Origin of the sequence: Leclercia sp. Marseille-Q4284 (assembly GCF_916618945.1) — a bacterium.
Lineage (GTDB): Bacteria > Pseudomonadota > Gammaproteobacteria > Enterobacterales > Enterobacteriaceae > Enterobacter > Enterobacter tamurae.
Genome location: NZ_CAKAKG010000001.1, coordinates 2,804,305 through 2,824,722, shown reverse-complemented (window position 1 = coordinate 2,824,722; position 20,418 = coordinate 2,804,305). Strand labels below are relative to the sequence as shown.

The window sequence follows — 20,418 nt, the reverse complement described above, 5'->3', positions numbered from 1 at the left end:
AGTTCCCTCTCCCCTTTGTGGAGAGGGTTAGGGTGAGGGGAACACATCTGAGGTACTCCCATGAAATTCCCACTCCTGTTCGCACTTCTCGCCTGCAGCCTGCAACCCGCCTTCGCCGCCATCCCCGTGCGTGTCGCCACCGTGGAGCAGACCGCCCACGCCGCCGAGCGCCAGATCCCGGGCCGCGTTGAAGCCATTCACACCGTTGAGTTGCGGGCCCGCACCGAGGGAGCGATCACTAACATTCACTTCCGCGATGGGGAGTATGTAAAAAAAGGCGACCTGCTGTTTGAACTGGACGATGCCGAGCCGCGTGCCGCCGTGCGTCTGGCCCAGGCCGAGGTGAAGAGCGCCGAAGCCACCCTGCGTCAGGCGCAGCAGCAGCTCTCCCGCTTTGAAAGCCTGGGTAACAACAACGCCATCAGCCGTCACGATGTGGATAACGCCCGGATGCAGCGCGACGTCGCCAGCGCGGCGCTGGAGCAGGCCAGAGCCCGGCTTGAAACCCGCAACGTCACCCTGGCGTACACGCGCATTACTGCGCCGATTGATGGTCGCGTGGGGCACAGCCGCTTCCACGTGGGCAGCCTGGTGAATCCTGCAAGCGGCGTGCTGGTGGAGGTGGTGCAGCTCGACCCGATCCGCATCGCCTTTGCGCTGGAGGAGGGGACGTTTGCCACCAAAGCCGGACAGCATGCGGATATCAGCACCATGAAAAAAGCCTGGCGGGCCCTGATAGAGAGCAACGGCCAGCGCATCAGCGGGGAACTGACCTCGGTGGATAATCGCATCGACCCGCGCACTGCCAGTGTGATGCTGCGCGCCGAGTTCGCCAACCCACGGCATCAGCTGCTGCCCGGCGGGAATGTGAATCTGTTTCTGCGCCCGGCAAGCGAGGAGCCGGTGCTGACCCTGCCCGCCGCGGCGGTGCAGCAAAACGGCGACGGATTCTTTGCCTGGGTGGTTAACGCTGACGACAAAGCAGAAATGCGTCCGCTGAACGTTGCCGGGCAGATCGGCCAGCAGTTTCAGATCGCCTCTGGCATCGCGTCCGGTGAGCGAGCGATTACTGACGGCGCGCAGCGCGTACAGCCTGGCGCAGCCGTCCAGATATTGAATTAAGGAGCCATCATGCTGACGTTTTTCATCAAACGCCCGCGCTTTGCGATGGTGATTGCGCTGGTTATCACCCTGCTGGGGGCCATCGCGTTGAAGATGATTCCGGTGGAGCAGTATCCGCAGATCACGCCGCCGGTAGTAAATGTCTCGGCCAGTTGGCCCGGCGCCAGCTCGGCCGACGTGGCGGAGGCCATCGCCACGCCGCTGGAGACCCAGCTTAACGGCGTGGATCACATGCTGTATATGGAGTCCACCAGTTCGGACGAGGGCGCATACAGCCTCAACATCACCTTCGCAGCGGGCACCGATCCGGATCTGGCCGCCATCGACGTACAAAACCGCGTGGCGCAGGCGGTGGCGCAACTGCCCGCCGAGGCGCAGCAAAACGGCGTCCAGGTGCGCAAGCGCGCCACCAACCTGATGATGGGGGTAAGCCTTTACTCACCGAATAATTCCCACTCACCGCTGTTGGTCAGCAACTACGCCAGCACCCAGGTGCGCGAGGCGCTGTCCCGCCTGTCGGGCGTCGGACAGGTGCAGATGTTTGGCGCGCGCGATTACAGCATGCGCATCTGGCTACGTCCGGACCGCATGAACGCCCTCAACGTCACCACCGACGACGTGGCCCAGGCCCTGCGCGAGCAGAACGTGCAGGGCGCCGCAGGCCAGGTGGGAACGCCACCAGTGTTTAACGGCCAGCAGCAGACCCTGACTATTAACGGGCTGGGGCGCTTAAATCAGGCTGAAGATTTCGCCGGGATCATTATCCGCGCGGGAGAGATGGGCCAGCTGGTGCGCCTGAAGGATGTCGCCAGTATCGAACTTGGCTCGCGCAGCTACAGCTCCGGCGCGCAACTGAACGGGCATGACTCCGCCTATCTCGGCATCTATCCCACGCCGTCCGCCAACGCTCTGCGCGTGGCCGACGCGGTGCGCGCCGAGCTGGAACGCTTGTCGACACGTTTTCCGGACGATCTGACCTGGGAAGTGAAGTTCGACACCACGCAGTTTGTCGCCGCGACCATCAAGGAGATTGGCGTCTCGCTGGCGCTGACGATGCTTGCCGTGGTGGTGGTGGTCTCTCTGTTTTTGCAAAGCTGGCGCGCGACGCTGATTGTGGCCCTCGCCATTCCGGTGTCGCTGGTGGGCACTTTTGCGGTGCTCTATACGTTGGGCTACTCCGCTAACACGCTCAGCCTGTTCGCCATTATTCTGGCCCTGACCATGGTGGTGGATGATGCCATCGTGGTGGTGGAGAGTGTGGAAACCCTGATGGCAGAAGGGCAGAGCCGCACGGCGGCTACCGCGCAGGCCCTGCGTCAGATTGCCGGGCCAGTGATTGCCACCACTCTGGTGCTGCTGGCGGTATTTGTTCCGGTGGCGCTGCTGCCGGGGATTGTCGGCGAGCTATACCGTCAGTTTGCGGTGACGCTTTCCACGGCGGTGACCCTCTCAAGCCTGGTGGCGTTGACCCTGACGCCCGCGCTTTGCGCGCTGCTGCTGCGTCCGCGCCCTGAGCGTCCGGCGGCGATTTACCGTGGCTTTAACCGCGGGCTGGATGCGACGCGCAACCTTTACACCCGGATTGTCAGCGCGTTCAACCTGCGCCCGTGGCTGGCGCTGCTGGCGACCGCAGGTGCGGCGGCCGTAGTGGTGTTCAGCTTTATGTCGATGCCAAAAGGCTTCCTGCCCCAGGAGGATCAGGGCTACTTCTTCGCCAGCGTTCAGTTGCCGGAGTCGGCCTCGCTGGAGCGTACCGAAGCGGTGATGGCCACGGCACGCGAACTGATTGCTAAAAATCCGGCGGTCGAGGACGTGATTCAGGTCTCCGGGTTTAACATTCTCAACGGCACCAGCGCCTCCAACGGTGGGTTTATCTCCGTGATGCTGAAGGACTGGAGCGAGCGTCCAGCCCTGGATGAGGTGATGGGCACCCTGCAGCGCCAGCTGCTGGCCCTGCCGGAAGCGACCATCATGACCTTCGCCCCGCCGACGCTACCGGGGCTGGGCAACGCCTCCGGTTTCGACCTGCGCATTCAGGCCCAGGCGGGGCAGAGCCCGGCGGAGCTGGAGCGCGTCACCCGAGAGGTGCTGGTGAAGGCCAACCAGCATCCGCAGCTGAGCCGGGTGTTCACTACCTGGAGCAGCAACGTGCCGCAACTGACGCTCACCGTTGACCGCGAGCGCGCAGCGCGCCTTGACGTGCCGGTCTCGCGCATCTTCAGCAGCCTGCAAACCGCCTTTGGCGGCACGCGAGCCGGGGATTTCAGCGTCAACAATCGCGTCTACCACGTGGTGATGCAAAACGAGATGCAGTGGCGCGAGCGCGCAGAGCAAATCAGCGAGCTGTTCGTGCGTAGCAACAATGGCGAGCGGGTGCGCCTGAGCAACCTCGTCACCATCACTCCAACCGTCGGTGCGCCGTTCCTGCAGCAGTACAACCAGTTCCCGTCGGTGTCGGTAAGCGGCTCGGCGGCAGAAGGGGTGAGCAGCAGCACGGCGATGGCGGCGATGGCTGAGCTTCTGGCGGATAACCTGCCTGCCGGGTATGACTACGCCTGGAGCGGGATGTCGTATCAGGAGCAGCAGACCGGGAATCAGGCGATCTGGATCGTGCTGGCGGCGGTGGTGATGGCGTGGCTGTTCCTTGTTGCCCAGTACGAGAGCTGGACTTTACCGGCGAGCGTGATGCTCTCGGTACTGTTCGCCATCGGCGGGGCGCTGGTCTGGCTGTGGGCCGCCGGCTACGCTAACGACGTGTATGTGCAGATTGGCCTGGTGCTACTGATAGCCCTTGCCGCCAAGAACGCGATTCTGATCGTTGAGTTCGCCCGCGCGCGGCGGATGGAAGGGATGGCGATTGTCGATGCCGCGAGAGAGGGGGCCTCCCGCCGCTTCCGGGCGGTAATGATGACCGCGGTGTCGTTCATTATCGGGGTATTACCGATGATGCTGGCGACCGGGGCGGGGGCCCAGAGCCGCCGCATCATCGGCACCACGGTGTTCAGCGGCATGCTGGTGGCCACCGTGGTAGGGATAGTCTTTATCCCGGCGCTGTTCGTGCTGTTCCAGCGCCTGCGCGAGTGGGGACACCGGATTACGGACTCGTAGCCCACAGTTCGGCATGTTTTTGCACTAAGGAGATGAGCGAGCCACCGTCTGCGATAAAGTCCCGCATACGCTGCGCCTCGCTCTTGCCCTGTTTAAGCATCAGGGCAATTTCCTGAATCGCGCTCGTGGCACCCAGCTTCTCGGCGGACGGCGCGACGCGCTCCAGCAGCCAGGCGAGATCCTCGGCGATGGTTTTCTGCTCGCCAGTATGCACATCCGTCAGGATCCCCGCTAGCCCGTAGCGACAGGCCTGAAAACGGTTGAAGCGGTAGAGTAAGAAATCCTGCTCCTGATGTTTATAAGGCCGCGTGGTCAGCAGCCAGTGCGAGGTGGCCTGAATCAGCCCGGCGATGTTGATGGCATGGGCCAGCGTGAGCGGCGTATCCATCACCCGCACCTCGACGGTGCCGAAATGCGGGCTCGGGCGAATGTCCCAGTGCAGATCTTTAATGCTGTCGATCATGCTGGTGTGGCTCAGGCGACGAAACAGCCCCTCGAACTCCTGCCAGCTGTTGACCCACGGCATCAGGCCGTTATCCGGGAACCCGGAGAAGATGTTGAGTCGCGAGGAGGCAAATTTCGTGTCGGTGCCCTGCATATAGGGGGAGGTTGCCGCCAGGGCGATAAAGTGCGGCACGAAGCGCGACAGGCCGTGCAGCAGGTAGATGGCCTCATCGCCGGTGCGGCACCCGACGTGGACGTGCTGGCCAAATACCGTGGCCTGCAAGATCAGATAGCCAAAGCGCTCCAGGGTAGCGTTATAACGCTCGTCCTTGCACACCTGCTGACGCTGCCATTTCTGAAACGGATGCGTGCCGCCGCCGCAGATCTGGATATGGTGCTCCGCCGCCGCACGCAGAATGCTCTGCTGCATGGCGGAAAATTGCGCCGCCGCCTGGTCGATGTTGTGACACACGCCAGTGGCGATCTCCAGCATGCTTTCGGTGATATCGTGCTTCACCTCTCCGGCTTTGATATCGTTTTTCACGGCGTCGATCAGGGCGGACGAGTCCTGGCTCAGATCATAGCCCGGCGGGTTCACCACCTGTAATTCGAGTTCGATGCCGAGGGTGTAGGGCTCAGAGGAATGAAAGTCGGGTAAAGGCATAGCGCACTCCGTTGTCTGTGATGAGTTGAGTATAGACAACGGGTGACGTTCTCCCTCAGCTAGTCAGTTCCCCACAAACGCACTCACCGGTAAGCCAAAACGCTTCGCCAGCGCTCGCATATGATCCAGCGTTAATGTGCGCTGGCCGTTCAGGATCCGGCTCACCAGCGACTTTTTACCAATCTCATTTTCCAGGTCGCTCTGGGTCAGGTGATACTGATCCATCAGCGTTCTCAGCAGCGCAACGCCGGAGGGGATTGTCGCAACACGGGCGTTAAACGCTGCAAATTCAGGTGAATCATCCTCATACTTATCGATCTTAGCGGTCAGCATATCAACCAGCGGGCTATCGGGTTGATGTTCTATCAGGTACTCCACCAGGGCTAATGCCTCTTCGTAGTCTTTACGCGACGGGCTTGCTCCCAGAAAGGGCAATACGGTGGTCAGATCGTTTGCCGCTTTGATGGCATCTGCATAATTCATTCTTTGGTTCTCCGGTAGATATCCGTCAGCTTGTCATACTCTGCATGGGTGCTGATATGCTTGATAAAGATCCGTCCGCGTTCAAAATCCGCAAAAAACATCACTCTCAAATGCCCGCCACCCACATCAATGACCCACCATTTTTCCCGGTATTTCATTCTGTCGAGACTGGGGAATCGCTTTCTCATCTGGTCTGGTGACGGGTAATTTTCCTTCTTAAGCACCCGGTAAAGATCGTCCAGGGCTACCGCCTGATTGGGAAATTGTCTGGTAGCCGTATCGAAAGGTGCTCTCGATACTACGTGCATCCTTGCTCCTTATTTCCAACCTGGAAACATTATAGGAAGTTGATATTGAGTTGACAATATGGAAACCAAAGCGGGGTTGTTGTCACGGCACCCTCTCCATACGGGTACTCTTTCTTAATGCCTGCGTACTTTATGGGGCAATAAAAATGAATTAAAGAGGCTGGTATGGCTTTGCTCGCTTGATTTTTATTATTTGCGTAGTCCATTCCGGAAATCATTGGGAGCCTGACTAATAACAAGGCTCAGTCTACCTTGACGCTCCAGAGTCGTTATCGCTATTAATATTGGCCTGATTATTAACGCTAAGGAGTAAGCCATGGTCTCGTTTCGACCCCTGACAGAAGATGAGTATCCTGCTTATCTGGATTATTTTATTGATGATTATGCCAAAGAGATCGCCACAAACTACGGGCTCTCTCAACATGATTCGCTTGCCAGAGCAAAGCAGGAAATTGCCGAAATGCTTCCTGAAGGCGTGAATACGCATGGACACGTTTTACTCGCTCTTGTTGCGCCGATAGATCAGGCCGACAGGCATGTCGGTTATCTCTGGTACAAACCCGATACGATGATGCGCTCAGTGTTTATCTACGATTTTCATATTTTCACCTCCTGCCAGGGACAGGGGCTGGGTAAACAGACTCTCCGCGCTCTTGAAGCGCATCTGTGCGAGAAGGGTTTTAAAGAGATCAGACTGCGTGTAGCAGGGGATAATGCCTGCGCCCGGCATCTCTACGAGAGCAGCGGTTTTGGAATTACCGGGATCAACATGAGCAAGTCTATTGTGGGGCTCGCGGAAAAAACGCCGTGAGAATGCTATTATCCAGGCAGAAACTGACACCCTGAGGATCTCTTATGAGCAACGACGTACCAATTAAATATTATGACATCGTGGATGAGTACACGACGGAAGCCGCAACGCCGGTGAGCGAAGCAGAGCGTGATCCCCTGGCGCTCTATTTTCAACTGCTGATCACCCGTCTGATGAATAACGAAGAGATCAGCGAAGCGGCGCAGACCGAGATGGCGGTGGAAGCCGGTATTAATGCCCAGCGTATCGATGATATTGCCAATTTCCTCAATCAGTGGGGCAATGAGTAGTTCCTTGTATTAAAGGCGTGGTCTGTGCAGACATTGTGCTTTACACTGCGCGCGGCAAAAGTTGAGTTGATAAACGATTAATTAGGCGGTAATGGCGATGAACGGAACAATCACAACCTGGTTTGAAGACAAGGGTTTTGGATTTATCAAAGATGAAAACGGCGATAACCGTTATTTTCATGTGATTAAGGTCGCCAACCCTGAGCTGATTAAGAAAGATGCCGCGGTGACGTTCGAACCCACCACCAATAACAAAGGGTTGTCTGCCTTTGCGGTAAAAGTGGTCCCGGAAAGCAAATACATCTTCATTGATGGCGAGCGTCATAAGATCACCTCCATCAAGTCTTATCTGGTATACAGCGAAGAAGAGTCTGGCGACACCAAACTTGATAAAGAGGTGCTGTCGGTGAAGAGCCTGATGGGTAATATCGCCCCAAAATCAACTGCGAAAGCAAGTGAGATGCGCACGGTGAAAAAACTGGCGATCACCACTTTCCAGGGCAAAACGTTCATCTTCTCCGAAGATGAAATCGATATCGATGCCACGGTGAAACAGCTTAAGAACCTGATGTAATCTGCAGTGCCGGGTGGCGGCTACGCCTTACCCGGCCTACAAATCTCACCCCACCTTGTAGGCCCGTGCAAGCGCAGCGCCGCCGGGCAATACCACTGTTTCATCCGATGTTCCCCTCTAAGCATGACCCTCCGATCAAACACCTGCTGTAGTTTCAGTCGATTCAGCAGTACTGTTATGTCGTCAATCCTGTATTGTGAAATAACAATCTATTAACAAACAAAAGGGGTAGAGCGTGCCGGAAATCAATATCTGGGGGCAGACTGTTAACGATCCTGTTCCCGACTGGCAAGGGGCCAGCGTATTAGAGCGTGGAGTGCTGGAAGGGCGTTTTTGCCGCCTTGAACCGCTGGATGCGGTAGAACATGCGGTAGATCTGTTCGAGGCTTATGCCTTAGGTGATGACAGCGACTGGACCTGGCTTGCCAGCAATCAGCCTGCCAGCGTCGAGGCCACCGTCGACTGGTTGCAGATCAAAGTGCAGGACGAAGGGCTGGTGCCCTTTGCAGTGATCGATCGCCACAGCGAGCGCGCCGTCGGGCTGGTCTGTTATATGGCAATTGAACAGCAGTTGGGCTCGGTGGAGATCGGTCATGTCACCTGGTCGCGTAAAATGAAAAACAGCCCGCTCGGCACTGAGGCTGTCTGGCTGCTACTGAAGTACGGCTTCGAACGCGGCTATCGCCGTCTGGAGTGGAAGTGCGATTCGATGAATATTGCCTCCCGCCGGGCCGCCGATCGCCTGGGCTTTACCTGGGAAGGGCGGCTGCGTCAGAAACTGGTGCGCAAAGGCCGTAACCGCGACAGCGATATGCTGTCGATTATCGACAGCGAATGGCCGGAACGGGATGCAGCTATTCGCGGCTGGCTGGCCGCGGATAATTTTGATGCTGAAGGACGGCAAATCAGGCGACTTGAAACATTTCATGTTCGCCAGGAATCGGTCTGATTTTTCAGCGACCTGAACATATTCTGAAAACGTCAATTCACTGGTTAAATATCCAGTTTGAAGGCGATTTTTTCGACGGTACGGGAGTAATATTGCGGCGGGTGCCTGATGCTTTCTGAGCTCAGGCAGGTGTGGTGAGTCAGAAAGCAAAAGCCCCGGAGATGTTTCCATCAACCGGGGCTACCTACCCAAACCTAAGCAATTTGGATGGTAGCCTCTTCTTAGCAAGGAGGCAATGACATGCTTAACAAGTACGCCTTTGCGGCGATCCTGGTCCTGAGTTTAACGGTGCTGGGAGTCACGTTTCTGGTTCACGAGCAGTTATGCGAACTGAGCTTTAAGGAGCGCGATATGGAAGTGAAAGCTGTTCTCGCTTACGAAACGAAGAAGTAGCGGTACGCGGGGAGCAATCCCCGCTTATCCGGTTGTCGGTCTGGTACAGGCACCCGTTTTTTTGCCCCGTCTGGTGATGAGTCAGGCGGGGCATTTTTCTTCTTCAACCGAAGATCTAAACGTATTCTGAAAACGCTATTTCACTGGTTAAATATCCAGTTTAAAGGCGATGTTTTAGGCGATTCAAGCGTAATATTGCGGCGGGTGCCTGATGCTTTCTGAGCTCAGGCAGGTGTGGTGAGGCAGAAAGCAAAAGCCCCGGAGATGTTTCCATCAACCGGGGCTACCATCACCAAACCTAGACAATTTGGATGGTAGCCTCTTCTTGCATCGCTTGGCATATTGTCTGCAAAAGACGAATCGCTGTGGCTTGAACGTGTAAAAAAAGATACTCAGCTCAGGAGTTGCAGCCCGTTTACCGCGCTACCCCCTTTGGCCCAGGTTGTCGCCTGGCTTATCCTTTCCCATCATCGTTTACCACAGTATCTGGGCAAAAATCCTCCCGACCTTTCTGGTAGCGAAACCTGGTTGACGAATCAACTGAATGTTGCCTGGAATGCCCTTAATCATGAAAACAGCGACTGGAGTGAGGCAGACTTTCAGCGCTGTTGGACCTTCCCGGCAGGATTGCCGCTACGCAGCCATACGTGGCAAGAGAAAGCCCGACAACTGGCAAAGCGGGCGTCTCATGCGGTGTCTTTAGACGGTTTTGGCAGAATGAATCAGCCGTTTACGCTGCACCTGGCGCGGCTGGCGCTGATGCTTGCGGATCACCATTACTCTTCACATGAGCCGGTAACCGCCTGGCAGGATGCTGACTACAGTGTCTGGGCCAATACCGATCGTCAAACCGGTCAGTTAAAGCAAAAGCTGGATGAACATACGGCAGGCGTCAGTCATCATGCGTTACTGCTTGGCCGTTCATTGCCTTCGCTACGCCGCCAGCTACCAGCAATTACCCGGCATAAAGGATTTCGCGAGCGGGCAAAAGATGAACGCTACCGCTGGCAAAATAAAGCCTGGGACGTAGCAGAGAGCCTGGGCGAACACTCCCGGAAACAGGGCTTTTTTGGGATAAATATGGCCTCCACGGGCTGCGGAAAGACGTTTGCCAATGCGCGGATTATGTATGCCCTCGCAGAGGAAGACGAAGGTTGTCGTTTTACTGTTGCGCTGGGGTTACGCACTCTGACGCTGCAAACCGGAGAAGCATTGCGCAGCCGCCTTGGGTTAGGAGAAGACGATCTGGCAGTGCTGGTGGGTTCTCGGGCGGTAAAGGAGCTTCATCAAAAAGAGCACGAACCGGACGAAAGTAGCCTATCTGAAGAGGCATTCTTCGAGTCCCATCAATATGTTCATTACGATGGGATTCCGAATAACGGACCGCTGCGTCAGTGGCTTGAAAAAGAGACCCAATTACGGCAGCTGGTTGATGCGCCGGTGCTGATAACCACCATCGATCACCTGATGCCTGCAACTGAAGGCGTGCGCGGCGGCAAGCAGATTGCACCGATGCTGCGGTTACTGACCAGCGATTTGGTGCTGGATGAGCCGGACGATTTCGATATTGCTGACCAGCATGCGCTATGCCGCTTGGTTAACTGGGCTGGCATGCTGGGGAGTCGGGTTCTGCTTTCATCTGCAACGTTACCACCTGCTTTCGTTCTGGCGCTCCATACGGCGTATTGTTCCGGACGCAAAGCCTGGCAGCAGGCCTGCGGCGAGCCGGGGATGCCGCTTGAGGTGTGTTGTGCCTGGTTTGATGAAGACAATGCTCAGGAAAAAGTCTGCACGACAGCGGAGGATTTCTGGCATGCCCATTGCGCCTTTGCGGAAAACCGTGCAAAACGCCTGCCGAAAAAAGCCGTGTTGCGTATCACCGATATTGTCAATGTGACGACCTCTTCATCGCGACCCGCAGAGGTGATATCCGGACTTGCGGACACACTCCATGAAGAAATTCTGAAGCTGCATGTGGCACACCAACAGCCCGCTGAAAAGGGCAAAACAGTCTCTTTAGGGCTGGTGCGAATGGCGAATATTAACCCGCTAATCGCCACTGCGCAGGCGCTGATGCGTATAACAAAGGGTGATAAGCCTGCAGCAGATCAACAGCACTATGTGATGGCCGTGCTTATTCGCGGTGGCGTATTTGGCGAAAAATCAGAATAAGGAGGCGCGGATGGAAAGCTATCAGGAAATCCGGGTGCTACCCGATCCTGAGTTTACCGAGGAGACGCTGATGGCTGCACTGTTTGCCAAACTGCATCGGGCGTTAGGGGCATATGGAAAGGGAGATATTGGCATCAGTTTCCCGGAACATGCCCAAAAGCTGGGAGGCGTCATTCGCCTGCACGGTAGCCAGGCTGCGCTCAGCAAACTGGAGGAGAGCCGGTGGCGAGCGGGTCTGAATGACTATTGTAGTGCGACGGCGATCCTGGCGGTACCAGACGTTACCAGCTGGTGCATTGTCAGCCGCGTGCAGGTCAAGAGCAGCGTTGAACGACTCGTTCGTCGTTCATTACGAAAGGGGTGGATAACCGAGGATCAGGCGCAGCAGCGAATAGCGCAAGGAAAAGACAGACGTAGTCATTTGCCTTTCTTACATCTTAAAAGCTTGTCTACCGGGCAATGTTTTAGGTTATTTATCCGCCATAGTGAATTACAAACGATGCCTGTCAGTGGTTTGTTTAGTAGTTATGGTCTGAGCGACACGGCAACAGTACCTTGGTTTTAACCCTTTTTTCTCGTAAGGCGATAACCTATTGATTTCAAATGAGTGGTAGTGATGGGAATAAAAAAGGGTTTAACGTAGAGAAAGTGGGTTTATCTAACAGTAACAAAGGGATAGTGGTTTTAGGTTCCAGTTCACTGCCGGGCAGGCAGCTTAGAAAAATCAGTTCTTTCTGCAAAACCTTGCGAGTTGGTTCACTGCCGGGCAGGCAGCTTAGAAATCCACATTATGAAAGTTTTTCGTGCAGTTTATGTTCACTGCCGGGCAGGCAGCTTAGAAAAGTACGACAGCAAAAGCAGCCTGGGCGCAGACGTTCACTGCCGGGCAGGCAGCTTAGAAATCGTTGACTCTCGCGCCGGTGTTCCACAGCGTGTTCACTGCCGGGCAGGCAGCTTAGAAAAATCCCGATACTGTTGTTAGCTGCAGCGCTGGGTTCACTGCCGGGCAGGCAGCTTAGAAATACACACTCGTCGTCAAAGTGAGCCATGCCCTGTTCACTGCCGGGCAGGCAGCTTAGAAATGCTGGCGTTTTCAGAAGGGTATGCAATGGTCGTTCACTGCCGGGCAGGCAGCTTAGAAAAAAATAGCCGCTGCGGCTAACGTTTCTCTATCGTTCACTGCCGGGCAGGCAGCTTAGAAATGCATGATATTCGCCTGCCGGAAGCCGGTGCCGTTCACTGCCGGGCAGGCAGCTTAGAAATTGTAGCCCCGTTCATGGTGGCCGGAGATATGGTTCACTGCCGTACAGGCAGCTTAGAAACTTCAAATGACCACTGCAACAGTTCAAAACTCGTTCACTGCCGTACAGGCAGCTTAGAAAAATATGACGCGCCTGCACCACCGGTCGTTCACGTTCACTGCCGTACAGGCAGCTTAGAAAAACGTTGCTGACGCAATCGCAGATGAGTACCAGCTCACTGCCGTACAGGCAGCTTAGAAAATGATGATTTTGATAGCCAGCGAGGGATCGAGGTTCACTGCCGTACAGGCAGCTTAGAAAGTCCAGCCAGCGATGGAAGATGTTTTGCTGGTGTTCACTGCCGTACAGGCAGCTTAGAAATCTATCGCTTCCCCATCATCACATATCAGCGCCTTCACTGCCGTACAGGCAGCTTAGAAAATGCTTCGAACTCACAGGGAAACATGTCGTTTGTTCACTGCCGTGCAGGCAGCCTAGAAATACCAGAGCATCAGGACAGCACTACCTGTAATGTTTACTGCCGTACAGGCAGCTCTGCCTACCGGATATCAATAAGCATTACTCCAATTCTTTGCGCGAATAGCAATCCCCGCTTATCCGATTGTCGGTCTGGTACAGGCACCCGTTTTTTTGCCCCGTCTGGTGATGAGCCAGGCGGGGCATTTTTACGTCCTGACCCGCGCAACCGTCTCCTGCCATGCCTGCCAGCGGGTCTGCAACCGGACGTGACGCGCCATATCCGGCGTAAAAGTCACATGTTCCGGCAGATACTGGCGCAGCTGCGTAGTGGTCAGATTGAGTAGTGTCTTTCGCGCCAGCAGCGCTGCCCCCATCGCGGAAAGTTCAGCGACGTCGCTGCGCATCACCGGGCAGCCGAGCAGGTCCGCCTGATACTGCATCAGCCAGTCGTTTTTCGTCGGCCCGCCGTCGACCATCAGCGCGTTCAGGCTAAAGCCCGGATGAACGCGCATCGCCAGCACCACGTCGGCAATCTGATAGGCGATCGACTCCAGCGCCGCGCGGATCAGGTGCGCTCGCTTCACCCCCCGGCTCAGGCCGTGGATCATGCCGCGGGCGTTTTCATCCCACCAGGGTGCGCCGAGGCCGGTCAGAGCCGGCACAAAGTAGACCCCGAGGGTCGAATCCACCGAGCGGGGGAGGGTGTTCAGCTCATGGGCCAGTTCCGCCTGCGACAGCTCGCTTAAGCCGGTGCTGTCCGCCATCCACGCCACCGCATCGCCGGTGTGCGGAATATTGCCCTCCAGACCGTAGACCAGATTGTCACCGTCATGCCACGCCACGGTAGTCGCCAGGGCGCTGACGCCGCAGTCGGCGGAGGAGACCGGCGCCATCACTGACGAACCGGTGCCGTAGGTGGCTTTCACGCAACCTTCGGCGCCCAGACCGTGAGCAAACAGCGCGGCGTGGGAATCACCGATCATCGCCATCACCGGCAGTCCGTCCGGGATCGACGGGCAGCCGCGGGTGTAACCAAACAGGCCGCTGGAGGGCTTGATATCCGGTAGCGCTGCTCGTGGGATGGCAAACAGCGCCAGCATCTCCGGGTCCCAGTCCGCAGCGTGCAGATTCATCAGCTGGGTGCGGGCGGCGTTGGCATAGTCGCAGCTGAAGGCCTGACCCTGGGTCAGGTTCCACAGTAGCCAGCTGTCGACAGTGCCGAGGCAAATCTCGCCCCGGGCGGCACGCTGCGCACCGTCGGGGGTGTTATCCAGTAGCCAGCGCATTTTGGAGGCCGAAAACAGCGGCGCGATGGGTAAGCCGGTCGCTGCTTTGATGTTCGGTCCGTGGCCCTGCTCACGCAGCTGGTGGCAAAAGGCCGCGGTGCGGGAGCACTGCCAACTGAGCGCCGGGGCAATGGGCTTGCCGGTTGCCCGATCCCAGCCCACCACGGTTTCACGCTGATTGCTGATCGCCAGGGCGGCAACCCGGTCTACTCCGACGGTGGCAACAGCCCGGGCCACCACCTCAAGCGAGGCTTCAACCAGCAGTTCAGCGGATTGCTCCACCCAGCCTTCGTGCGGGGTCTGGATCGCCAGCGCCCGGGAGAAGCTCGCCACCACGTGCCCGTTTGCGTCCAGCGCCACCGCTTTGGCATTGGTGGTGCCCTCGTCGAGGGCAATAATGATGTCCTTGTTCACCGACATAGCGGCCTCCGGCCTTAACGATGGAGATAAGTTGAGACGCCGAGGTAGCGGGTGAAGGCCTCATGCAGGATCTCCGCGGTGGCGGAGTGGTTCATCGCCACGTGGTGCTCAAAGCCGTTACGGCAGATCCAGTTCAGCAGGTTCTCCAGATGCGGAACCTGGATCACCGCCCGGCAGCCCACCGTATCCAGCGGATCGTCCACCGACTGTCCCTGGCCGACGTACGCTTTGATCTCCCCGGTGAGATCGTCGGTGCTCAGGCGGAAGTAGGTCAGTGGACCGCTTTTCAGACGCCCATGAACCGCGCCGCAGGTGTTCTCTTTCCCGACGGTGGTGCCGATGATATCGGCGGTCCCCATATGTGGGGATTCGAGGCTGGAGGCGGCGAAGTTGCCGCAGTGGAACAGAACGCATTTGTCGCGATCGTCGCCGAAGTTGTTATTCCAGTCGGCAATCGAGGCCGGATTCATATTGCTGCTGGCCAGGGCGAACATCGACAGCGCTCCCATCACGTCCACTTCACAGGCGCTCGGCATCAGCTGCCCGGACATCACGCTCATGATTGAGCAGACGTTAATTCCGAGGTTCTCCTGCAGGGAGGTCCAGCACTGAATAGCGGTGGTATCAATGTCGTTGGCGACCACCCACTCACTGATCACCACAAACAGCTTCGCCATGGTCACCAGCTTGTCGGCTGGAATACGGCTGGCATCGGCATTGTCGATCAGGATCCGGCGTTTTTCATCCACACGGATATCGTCATCGCGCAGGGTTTTAATCCGGGTAAAGACTTCAGACAGGTCGAGGGTTTCCACCGCAATGCCCAGGCGTTCCAGCAGTTTCTCGCTGTAGCGCACGGTGTTAAAGCCTGCCGGACGGGCACCGATCGCCCCCACGCGCACGCCGCGCATGCTGGTGACCACGCGGCACACCTGTTCGAAGCGCCGCAAATCCTGCTCAAATACCTCGCCGGTCAGAGCGCAGACGTGCTGGGTAGTGAGGGTGAACGGAATGCCGTACTGACGCAGGTTGTTGCACAGGGAGATCTTGCCGCAGAAACTGTCCCGGCGGGTTGCCAGCCCCATTTTGTCGAGGTTGTCCTCCTCGGCCTGGACCAGCACCGGCACGTTCAGGCCGGAGAGACGCAGGGTTTCCGCAATCGCTTTTTCATCGCCGAAGTTGGGCAACAGCACTACCACGCCGTGAATGCGATCGCGATGAGCGCGAAACAGTTCGGCGCAGACTTTGGCATCCTGACGGGTTTCGACGCCGCCGAGTTCGGTCTGGCTGGGATCGAGCATGATGGTGTTGATACCCAGACGGCCAAACAGGGCAATCGCCTGCTCGCGCGCTTCTGCCACCAGATAGCTCGGGAAAAATCCGCGGTTGCCGATGATCACGCCCATCGTCAGTTGTTGAGGAATTCGGGACATTGCATTTCTCCAGTAAGATGTTGTTGTTATTTTCAGGAAGCCAGTCGCGCGATCATTTCCCGGGCGTGTTTCACCACTCCGGCGACATCAATCTCATGGCGTGCCCGCGTTGACGCTCTGTCGGCGGCAATCGCATATTGTCCATCCAGGATCCCAAGGCGTTTCAGCGGGATGGCGCAGCCAGCTTCGGCCAGCACTTCCGCCACCAGGCTACCGACGCCGCCGTTGACGTTATGCTCCTCGACGCTCACCACCGCCTTGCAGGATCCTATGGCTGCCAGCAGCTGTTGGGTATCACAGGGACGAATAGATGGAACGTTGATAACAGTGGCGTCAATACCTTCTTCCGCGAGTTGTGCGGCGGCTTCCACTATTTCATGTACGGTAGAACCCATGGCCACCAGCGCCACATCCTGGCCCGTTCGCAGAACGTCAATCTTGCCCGGCGCAAACCGGTAGCTTTCATCGTGCAGTTCCGGCAGGTTTTTCCCGTCGAGACGGATATAGACCGGGCCGACGTGGTCAAGGGCGTAGTCGATGATCTGACGGCACTCGTTGGGGCTCGACGGGGCATAAATCTCAATGTTGCCGAAGCCGCGCATAATGGCGATATCGTCGATGCTGTGGTGGGTGCTGGCGAGCGGGCCGTAGCTGGCGCCGGCGTTCAGGCCAAACAGCTTGACGTTGGTGTTGTTGTAGCAGATGTCGACTTTGATCTGCTCGTTAGCGCGCGAGATCAAAAACGGCGCGGCGTTGCAGGTGACGGCAATCTTGCCGCCAATCGCCAGCCCGGCGGCAGCACCCACCAGCGTCTGCTCGGCGATGCCGACGTTGACCAGTCGGCCCGGAAAGCGCTGCATAAAGGGGGCGATTTTTGCCGTCGAGGTGGAGTCTGCCACCACCGGGACCAGATCCACGCCGCGATCGACGGCATCGATAAAGGCATTAACCATCACCGTGGCAAGGTGTTCGCTATTACTCATCTTTCAGTTCCTCCAGCGCCAGTTCAATTTCTTCCCCTTTCGGCACCCGGTGGTGCCATTCAGGCCGTCCCTGGATAAACGAGATCCCCGCGCCTTTGGTGGTGTGGGCGATCACCACATGCGGTTTGCCGTTGGGCTTCAGGCCTTCGAGGGTGGCGACCACATCCGCCATGTCGTTGCCGTTGCAGCCGGTCACTTCCAGGCCGAACGCTTTCCATTTCGCATCCAGCGGGTCGGTATTGAGGATCTCTTTGGTAGAGCCCGCCAGCTGAAGGTTGTTTTTGTCGTTGATAATAAACAGGTTATCCAGCTGGTAATGGGCGGCCACCAGCGCGGCTTCCCAGTTGCTGCCTTCCGCCAGTTCGCCATCCCCGGTTACCACGAACACCCGGCGTTTGCTGTTGCTGCGTTTCGCCGCCAGGGCGATCCCCACCGCCACCGGCAGACCATGGCCCAGCGCGCCGGTATTCAGCTCAATGCCTGGCGTTTTGTGTTTCACCGGATGGCCCGGCAGGTGAGAGTCGGCATGCTGATAGGTGGAAAGCCACTCGACGGGGATAAACCCGGCTTCGGCCAGCACGCAGTAATAGCCGCCCACCGCGTGGCCTTTCGACTGGATGTAGATATCGCGTTCATCGCTCTCCTTCAGCTGCGGGGAGCAGTTCAGAATGCGGAAATAGAGGGCGGTGAGCAGTTCGACCTGCGAAAGATCGGCCCCGGTATGGCCGCCCGCCGGGCTTTCGGCATTCAGCACGATGATCTTGCGACGAATCGAGCGCGCCCGGGTTTCGAGCTCCGCGATGGAGAGCGAAAACGGATTCATAACATACCTCCTGAATTTATAATCTGTTGTGAATAATTATTCCAGCCGGGTACGTTTTTTCCCTGTTCTCGTTGTCAGAGCAGGGAGCTATGACCGCTTTGAATATATATTCAATGCTGATTTATTATTCATGATAGTAAGATATGCCCGGCTCAGGCGTTTGTCTACGGTTTGCGCAGGCATATTTCGAAGAAAAGAGAAAAGGATCACATTTGCCCGGCGGATCGCGGCGGCGTTGGCTTGTTAAATATTCAGTGATGAATAAAAATAACGACAGCCGATTAAGGGGAACGTTATGTCGAAGCAGGATGAACAGCGACTGCTGGTCAAGATCGCCACACTTTACTACAGCGAGAATAAAAAGCAGTCCGAGATTGCCTCGCTGCTGCATCTCTCGCAGTCCTTTGTCTCGCGGGCGCTGACCCGCTGCCAGAAAGAGGGGCTGGTCAAAATTACCGTGGTGCAACCGACCAACATTTTTGTCTCGCTGGAAAAGGCGCTTGAAGATCAGTACGGCATCCGCCAGGCCATCGTGGTGGACGTAGGCGAAGACCCGACCAACGCCCAGATCAAGCACTCCATCGGCAGCGCGGCGGCGCACTATGTCGAAACCCGTCTGCGCCCGGAAGACCTGGTGGGGATCTCCTCCTGGAGCAGCACCATCCGCTGCATGGTGGATGAGATGCACCCGCAGAATATCCGCGCCGCCGGAGTGATCCAGCTGTTAGGCGGCGTCGGGCCGAACGGCAACGTGCAGGCCACCATTCTGACCCAGCAGCTGGCGGCGCACCTCGGCTGTCCGGCGGGACTGTTGCCGTCCCAGAGTATTGAACACTCGGTGGAGGAGCGCGCCCGGCTGGTGAGCAGCCCGGACGTGGCGGCGGTGGTGGGCAAGTTTGCCGAAGTGGACGTGGCGATTGTCGGCATTGGCGAGCTGGAGCCGTCGCAGCTGCTGAAAAACTCCGGCAACTATTACACCGAAGAGATGCTCAAGCTACTGGCCGAACGCGGGGCGGTAGGGGATATCTGCCTGCATTACTACGATGCGAAAGGCGAGCCGGTGCTTAGCCCGGAAGAGGACCCGGTGATTGGCATGGAGCTGGCGCAGATCCGCGCCTGTCCGCAGGTGATTGCCCTGGCCGGTGGCGCCGAAAAACGCAATGCCATTCACGGGGCGCTGGTCGGGAAGTATATCGATGTGCTGATCACCGATTACCCGACGGCGCGGAGTTTGTTGAAAGGGTAATCAGGCAAAGCGGTGCGGCTTGATGCCCTCACCCCGACCCTCTCCTTTGGTCCGAGGGTGCAAACACTAAAAACGGCAACTTGCGTTGCCGTTTTGCTTTTACCTCCCTTCCATCACCGCTTTCTGCGCCACCACGGCTGCCTTCTGCTGCATCCGGTTTTGCATCTGGTCGATGATCACCGCCACGATAATCACGATCCCTTTGATCACCATCTGCCAGAACTCGCTGACTCCCATCATCACCAGGCCGTCGGCGAGGAAGCCGATCACGAAGGCGCCAATCAGGGTGCCGAGAATGGTGCCGCGCCCGCCTGCCAGCGAGGTGCCACCCAGTACCACCGCGGCGATGGCGTTCATCTCAAAGGCGGTGCCGTTGGCCGGGTGACTGGCCAGCAATTGCGCGGAGACCACAATCCCGGCGATGGCGGCGCAGAATCCCGACAGGGTATAGACCAGCACTTTTACCTGCTTGACCCGCACGCCGGAGAGTTCCGCCGCGCGCTCGTTATCGCCGATGGCGTAGACGTGGCGGCCAAACGGCAGACGGCGGGCGATATAGGCGATCACCAGCGCCAGCACGATCATCATCCAGATGGCCCACGGAATGCCGAGCAGCGTTCCGGCACCAATCTCATCGAAGCCGGTATTCCCCAGTTGCGGATTGCCAGAGAGACCCGGGAAGGTCTGGCCGTCGGAGGTGAGCATCGACGCCCCGCGCAGGACGTACATGGTGCCGAGGGTGCAGATAAAGGGGGCGACGTTATAGCGGGTGATGATCCAGCCATTCATCGCGCCTATTAGCGCGCCAATCAGCAGCACCACGGGCACAATCACCCACACGCTCGGGAAGATGGCGATGCCAAACATCGGCAGCACGATCCCTTTGGTGATCATCCACCCGGCGATCATCCCGCACAGCCCCAGCGTGGCACCGATCGACAGGTCGATCCCGGCGGTGATGATCACGAAGGTGATCCCCAGCGCCAGGAAGGCGTTGATGGCGATATGCTTAATCATGATCACCAGACTGCCCGCCGAGAGAAAGCCCGGCACGGTCAGGGTGAAAAAGCCGACAATCAAAAACAGCGCAATGAAGGTGCGCATTTTCAACAGCAGCAGAAGCAGTTTTTCCCGGGAAGGCGCGGCCCCTTTTTGCGGCGTCAGCGCGACAGACTGTGTTGTTTTCAT

At 57.5% G+C, this 20,418-nt stretch carries 18 protein-coding genes and 1 CRISPR repeat array; of the genes, 10 read left to right on the top strand and 8 right to left on the bottom strand.

Translation table 11 applies throughout. The features are described 5' to 3' along the window. Positions 1–60: 60 nt before the first annotated feature. Both LG383_RS13385 and LG383_RS13380 read left to right on the top strand, forming a co-directional pair. A complete protein-coding gene (locus tag LG383_RS13385; protein WP_225759346.1) occupies positions 61–1,122 on the top strand; it encodes an efflux RND transporter periplasmic adaptor subunit in 1,062 nt (353 codons plus the stop codon). Between the two features lie 9 nt (positions 1,123–1,131). Further along, complete coding sequence (locus LG383_RS13380) at positions 1,132–4,230, top strand: efflux RND transporter permease subunit (protein WP_225759345.1); 3,099 nt, start codon at positions 1,132–1,134, stop codon at positions 4,228–4,230. Here the strand turns inward: LG383_RS13380 and LG383_RS13375 are convergent. The 3 genes from LG383_RS13375 to LG383_RS13365 all read right to left on the bottom strand — a co-directional run bounded on the left by LG383_RS13375 (position 4,217) and on the right by LG383_RS13365 (position 6,129). After that, entirely contained in the window at positions 4,217–5,338 is a 1,122-nt protein-coding gene (locus LG383_RS13375) for a YbdK family carboxylate-amine ligase (protein WP_225759344.1), read from the bottom strand. The two genes, LG383_RS13380 and LG383_RS13375, sit on opposite strands and share 14 nt — an antisense overlap. A gap of 63 nt (positions 5,339–5,401) precedes the next feature. Continuing rightward, positions 5,402–5,821: a type II toxin-antitoxin system HigA family antitoxin gene (locus LG383_RS13370; protein WP_225759343.1), complete on the bottom strand. Its 420-nt coding sequence runs from the start codon at positions 5,819–5,821 to the stop codon at positions 5,402–5,404. Continuing rightward, positions 5,818–6,129 (bottom strand): type II toxin-antitoxin system HigB family toxin, encoded by a 312-nt coding sequence (locus LG383_RS13365; protein ID WP_225759342.1) that lies wholly within the window; start codon positions 6,127–6,129, stop codon positions 5,818–5,820. Before LG383_RS13365 ends, LG383_RS13370 begins: the two co-directional genes overlap by 4 nt. A gap of 316 nt (positions 6,130–6,445) precedes the next feature. Here LG383_RS13365 and LG383_RS13360 point away from each other — a divergent pair, with 316 nt between their 5' ends. The 7 genes from LG383_RS13360 to cas6f all read left to right on the top strand — a co-directional run bounded on the left by LG383_RS13360 (position 6,446) and on the right by cas6f (position 11,883). Beyond that, positions 6,446–6,940 (top strand): GNAT family N-acetyltransferase, encoded by a 495-nt coding sequence (locus LG383_RS13360; RefSeq protein WP_225759341.1) that lies wholly within the window; start codon positions 6,446–6,448, stop codon positions 6,938–6,940. A 44-nt stretch (positions 6,941–6,984) separates the two neighbouring features. Then, a complete protein-coding gene (locus LG383_RS13355; protein WP_106992262.1) occupies positions 6,985–7,230 on the top strand; it encodes a YmjA family protein in 246 nt (81 codons plus the stop codon). A gap of 91 nt (positions 7,231–7,321) precedes the next feature. Beyond that, complete coding sequence (locus LG383_RS13350; RefSeq protein WP_106992263.1) at positions 7,322–7,804, top strand: cold-shock protein; 483 nt, start codon at positions 7,322–7,324, stop codon at positions 7,802–7,804. Positions 7,805–8,039: 235 nt separating this feature from the next. Beyond that, a complete protein-coding gene (locus LG383_RS13345) occupies positions 8,040–8,753 on the top strand; it encodes a GNAT family N-acetyltransferase (RefSeq protein ID WP_225759340.1) in 714 nt (237 codons plus the stop codon). A 240-nt stretch (positions 8,754–8,993) separates the two neighbouring features. Next, on the top strand, positions 8,994–9,146 hold the full coding sequence (locus tag LG383_RS13340) for a Hok/Gef family protein (protein WP_106992265.1): 153 nt from the start codon (positions 8,994–8,996) through the stop codon (positions 9,144–9,146). Between the two features lie 342 nt (positions 9,147–9,488). Continuing rightward, positions 9,489–11,318: a type I-F CRISPR-associated helicase Cas3f gene (gene cas3f / locus LG383_RS13335; RefSeq protein ID WP_225759339.1), complete on the top strand. Its 1,830-nt coding sequence runs from the start codon at positions 9,489–9,491 to the stop codon at positions 11,316–11,318. Positions 11,319–11,328: 10 nt separating this feature from the next. Beyond that, positions 11,329–11,883, top strand: coding sequence for a type I-F CRISPR-associated endoribonuclease Cas6/Csy4 (gene cas6f / locus LG383_RS13330; protein WP_225759338.1), 555 nt, complete (start codon positions 11,329–11,331; stop codon positions 11,881–11,883). Between the two features lie 129 nt (positions 11,884–12,012). Next, a CRISPR array of direct repeats spans positions 12,013–13,120; the repeat unit is 28 nt; unit sequence GTTCACTGCCGGGCAGGCAGCTTAGAAA. A gap of 125 nt (positions 13,121–13,245) precedes the next feature. On the opposite strand, the gene LG383_RS13325 is transcribed toward cas6f, so the two are convergent. Genes LG383_RS13325 through LG383_RS13310 form a run of 4 tightly spaced genes read right to left on the bottom strand, consistent with a single transcriptional unit; the run spans position 13,246 to position 17,984 of the window. Next, positions 13,246–14,745: an FGGY family carbohydrate kinase gene (locus LG383_RS13325; RefSeq protein WP_225759337.1), complete on the bottom strand. Its 1,500-nt coding sequence runs from the start codon at positions 14,743–14,745 to the stop codon at positions 13,246–13,248. 14 nt (positions 14,746–14,759) lie between these two features. Beyond that, entirely contained in the window at positions 14,760–16,178 is a 1,419-nt protein-coding gene (locus LG383_RS13320; protein WP_225759336.1) for an L-fucose/L-arabinose isomerase family protein, read from the bottom strand. Between the two features lie 32 nt (positions 16,179–16,210). After that, on the bottom strand, positions 16,211–17,161 hold the full coding sequence (locus LG383_RS13315) for a transketolase family protein (protein WP_225759335.1): 951 nt from the start codon (positions 17,159–17,161) through the stop codon (positions 16,211–16,213). Next, complete coding sequence (locus LG383_RS13310) at positions 17,154–17,984, bottom strand: transketolase (protein ID WP_166181807.1); 831 nt, start codon at positions 17,982–17,984, stop codon at positions 17,154–17,156. The genes LG383_RS13315 and LG383_RS13310 overlap by 8 nt, the downstream gene beginning before the upstream one ends. Positions 17,985–18,279: 295 nt before the next feature. Here LG383_RS13310 and LG383_RS13305 point away from each other — a divergent pair, with 295 nt between their 5' ends. Beyond that, positions 18,280–19,230 carry a sugar-binding transcriptional regulator gene (locus LG383_RS13305; RefSeq protein WP_225759334.1) on the top strand — a complete coding sequence of 317 codons (951 nt, stop codon included), beginning with the start codon at positions 18,280–18,282 and terminating at the stop codon, positions 19,228–19,230. A gap of 99 nt (positions 19,231–19,329) precedes the next feature. Here LG383_RS13305 and LG383_RS13300 read toward each other — a convergent pair whose 3' ends face one another. Further along, positions 19,330–20,418: an ABC transporter permease gene (locus tag LG383_RS13300; RefSeq protein ID WP_225759333.1), complete on the bottom strand. Its 1,089-nt coding sequence runs from the start codon at positions 20,416–20,418 to the stop codon at positions 19,330–19,332.

What these genes read in the sequence shown, in the direction of transcription:
- LG383_RS13385 (WP_225759346.1), top strand. Translation starts at nt 61, where the DNA reads ATGAAATTCCCACTCCTGTTCGCACTTCTCGCCTGCAGCCTGCAACCC.
- LG383_RS13380 (WP_225759345.1), top strand. Translation starts at nt 1,132, where the DNA reads ATGCTGACGTTTTTCATCAAACGCCCGCGCTTTGCGATGGTGATTGCG.
- LG383_RS13375 (WP_225759344.1), bottom strand. Translation starts at nt 5,338, where the DNA reads ATGCCTTTACCCGACTTTCATTCCTCTGAGCCCTACACCCTCGGCATC.
- LG383_RS13370 (WP_225759343.1), bottom strand. Translation starts at nt 5,821, where the DNA reads ATGAATTATGCAGATGCCATCAAAGCGGCAAACGATCTGACCACCGTA.
- LG383_RS13365 (WP_225759342.1), bottom strand. Translation starts at nt 6,129, where the DNA reads ATGCACGTAGTATCGAGAGCACCTTTCGATACGGCTACCAGACAATTT.
- LG383_RS13360 (WP_225759341.1), top strand. Translation starts at nt 6,446, where the DNA reads ATGGTCTCGTTTCGACCCCTGACAGAAGATGAGTATCCTGCTTATCTG.
- LG383_RS13355 (WP_106992262.1), top strand. Translation starts at nt 6,985, where the DNA reads ATGAGCAACGACGTACCAATTAAATATTATGACATCGTGGATGAGTAC.
- LG383_RS13350 (WP_106992263.1), top strand. Translation starts at nt 7,322, where the DNA reads ATGGCGATGAACGGAACAATCACAACCTGGTTTGAAGACAAGGGTTTT.
- LG383_RS13340 (WP_106992265.1), top strand. Translation starts at nt 8,994, where the DNA reads ATGCTTAACAAGTACGCCTTTGCGGCGATCCTGGTCCTGAGTTTAACG.
- cas6f (WP_225759338.1), top strand. Translation starts at nt 11,329, where the DNA reads ATGGAAAGCTATCAGGAAATCCGGGTGCTACCCGATCCTGAGTTTACC.
- LG383_RS13325 (WP_225759337.1), bottom strand. Translation starts at nt 14,745, where the DNA reads ATGTCGGTGAACAAGGACATCATTATTGCCCTCGACGAGGGCACCACC.
- LG383_RS13320 (WP_225759336.1), bottom strand. Translation starts at nt 16,178, where the DNA reads ATGTCCCGAATTCCTCAACAACTGACGATGGGCGTGATCATCGGCAAC.
- LG383_RS13315 (WP_225759335.1), bottom strand. Translation starts at nt 17,161, where the DNA reads ATGAGTAATAGCGAACACCTTGCCACGGTGATGGTTAATGCCTTTATC.
- LG383_RS13310 (WP_166181807.1), bottom strand. Translation starts at nt 17,984, where the DNA reads ATGAATCCGTTTTCGCTCTCCATCGCGGAGCTCGAAACCCGGGCGCGC.
- LG383_RS13305 (WP_225759334.1), top strand. Translation starts at nt 18,280, where the DNA reads ATGTCGAAGCAGGATGAACAGCGACTGCTGGTCAAGATCGCCACACTT.
- LG383_RS13300 (WP_225759333.1), bottom strand. Translation starts at nt 20,418, where the DNA reads ATGAAAACAACACAGTCTGTCGCGCTGACGCCGCAAAAAGGGGCCGCG.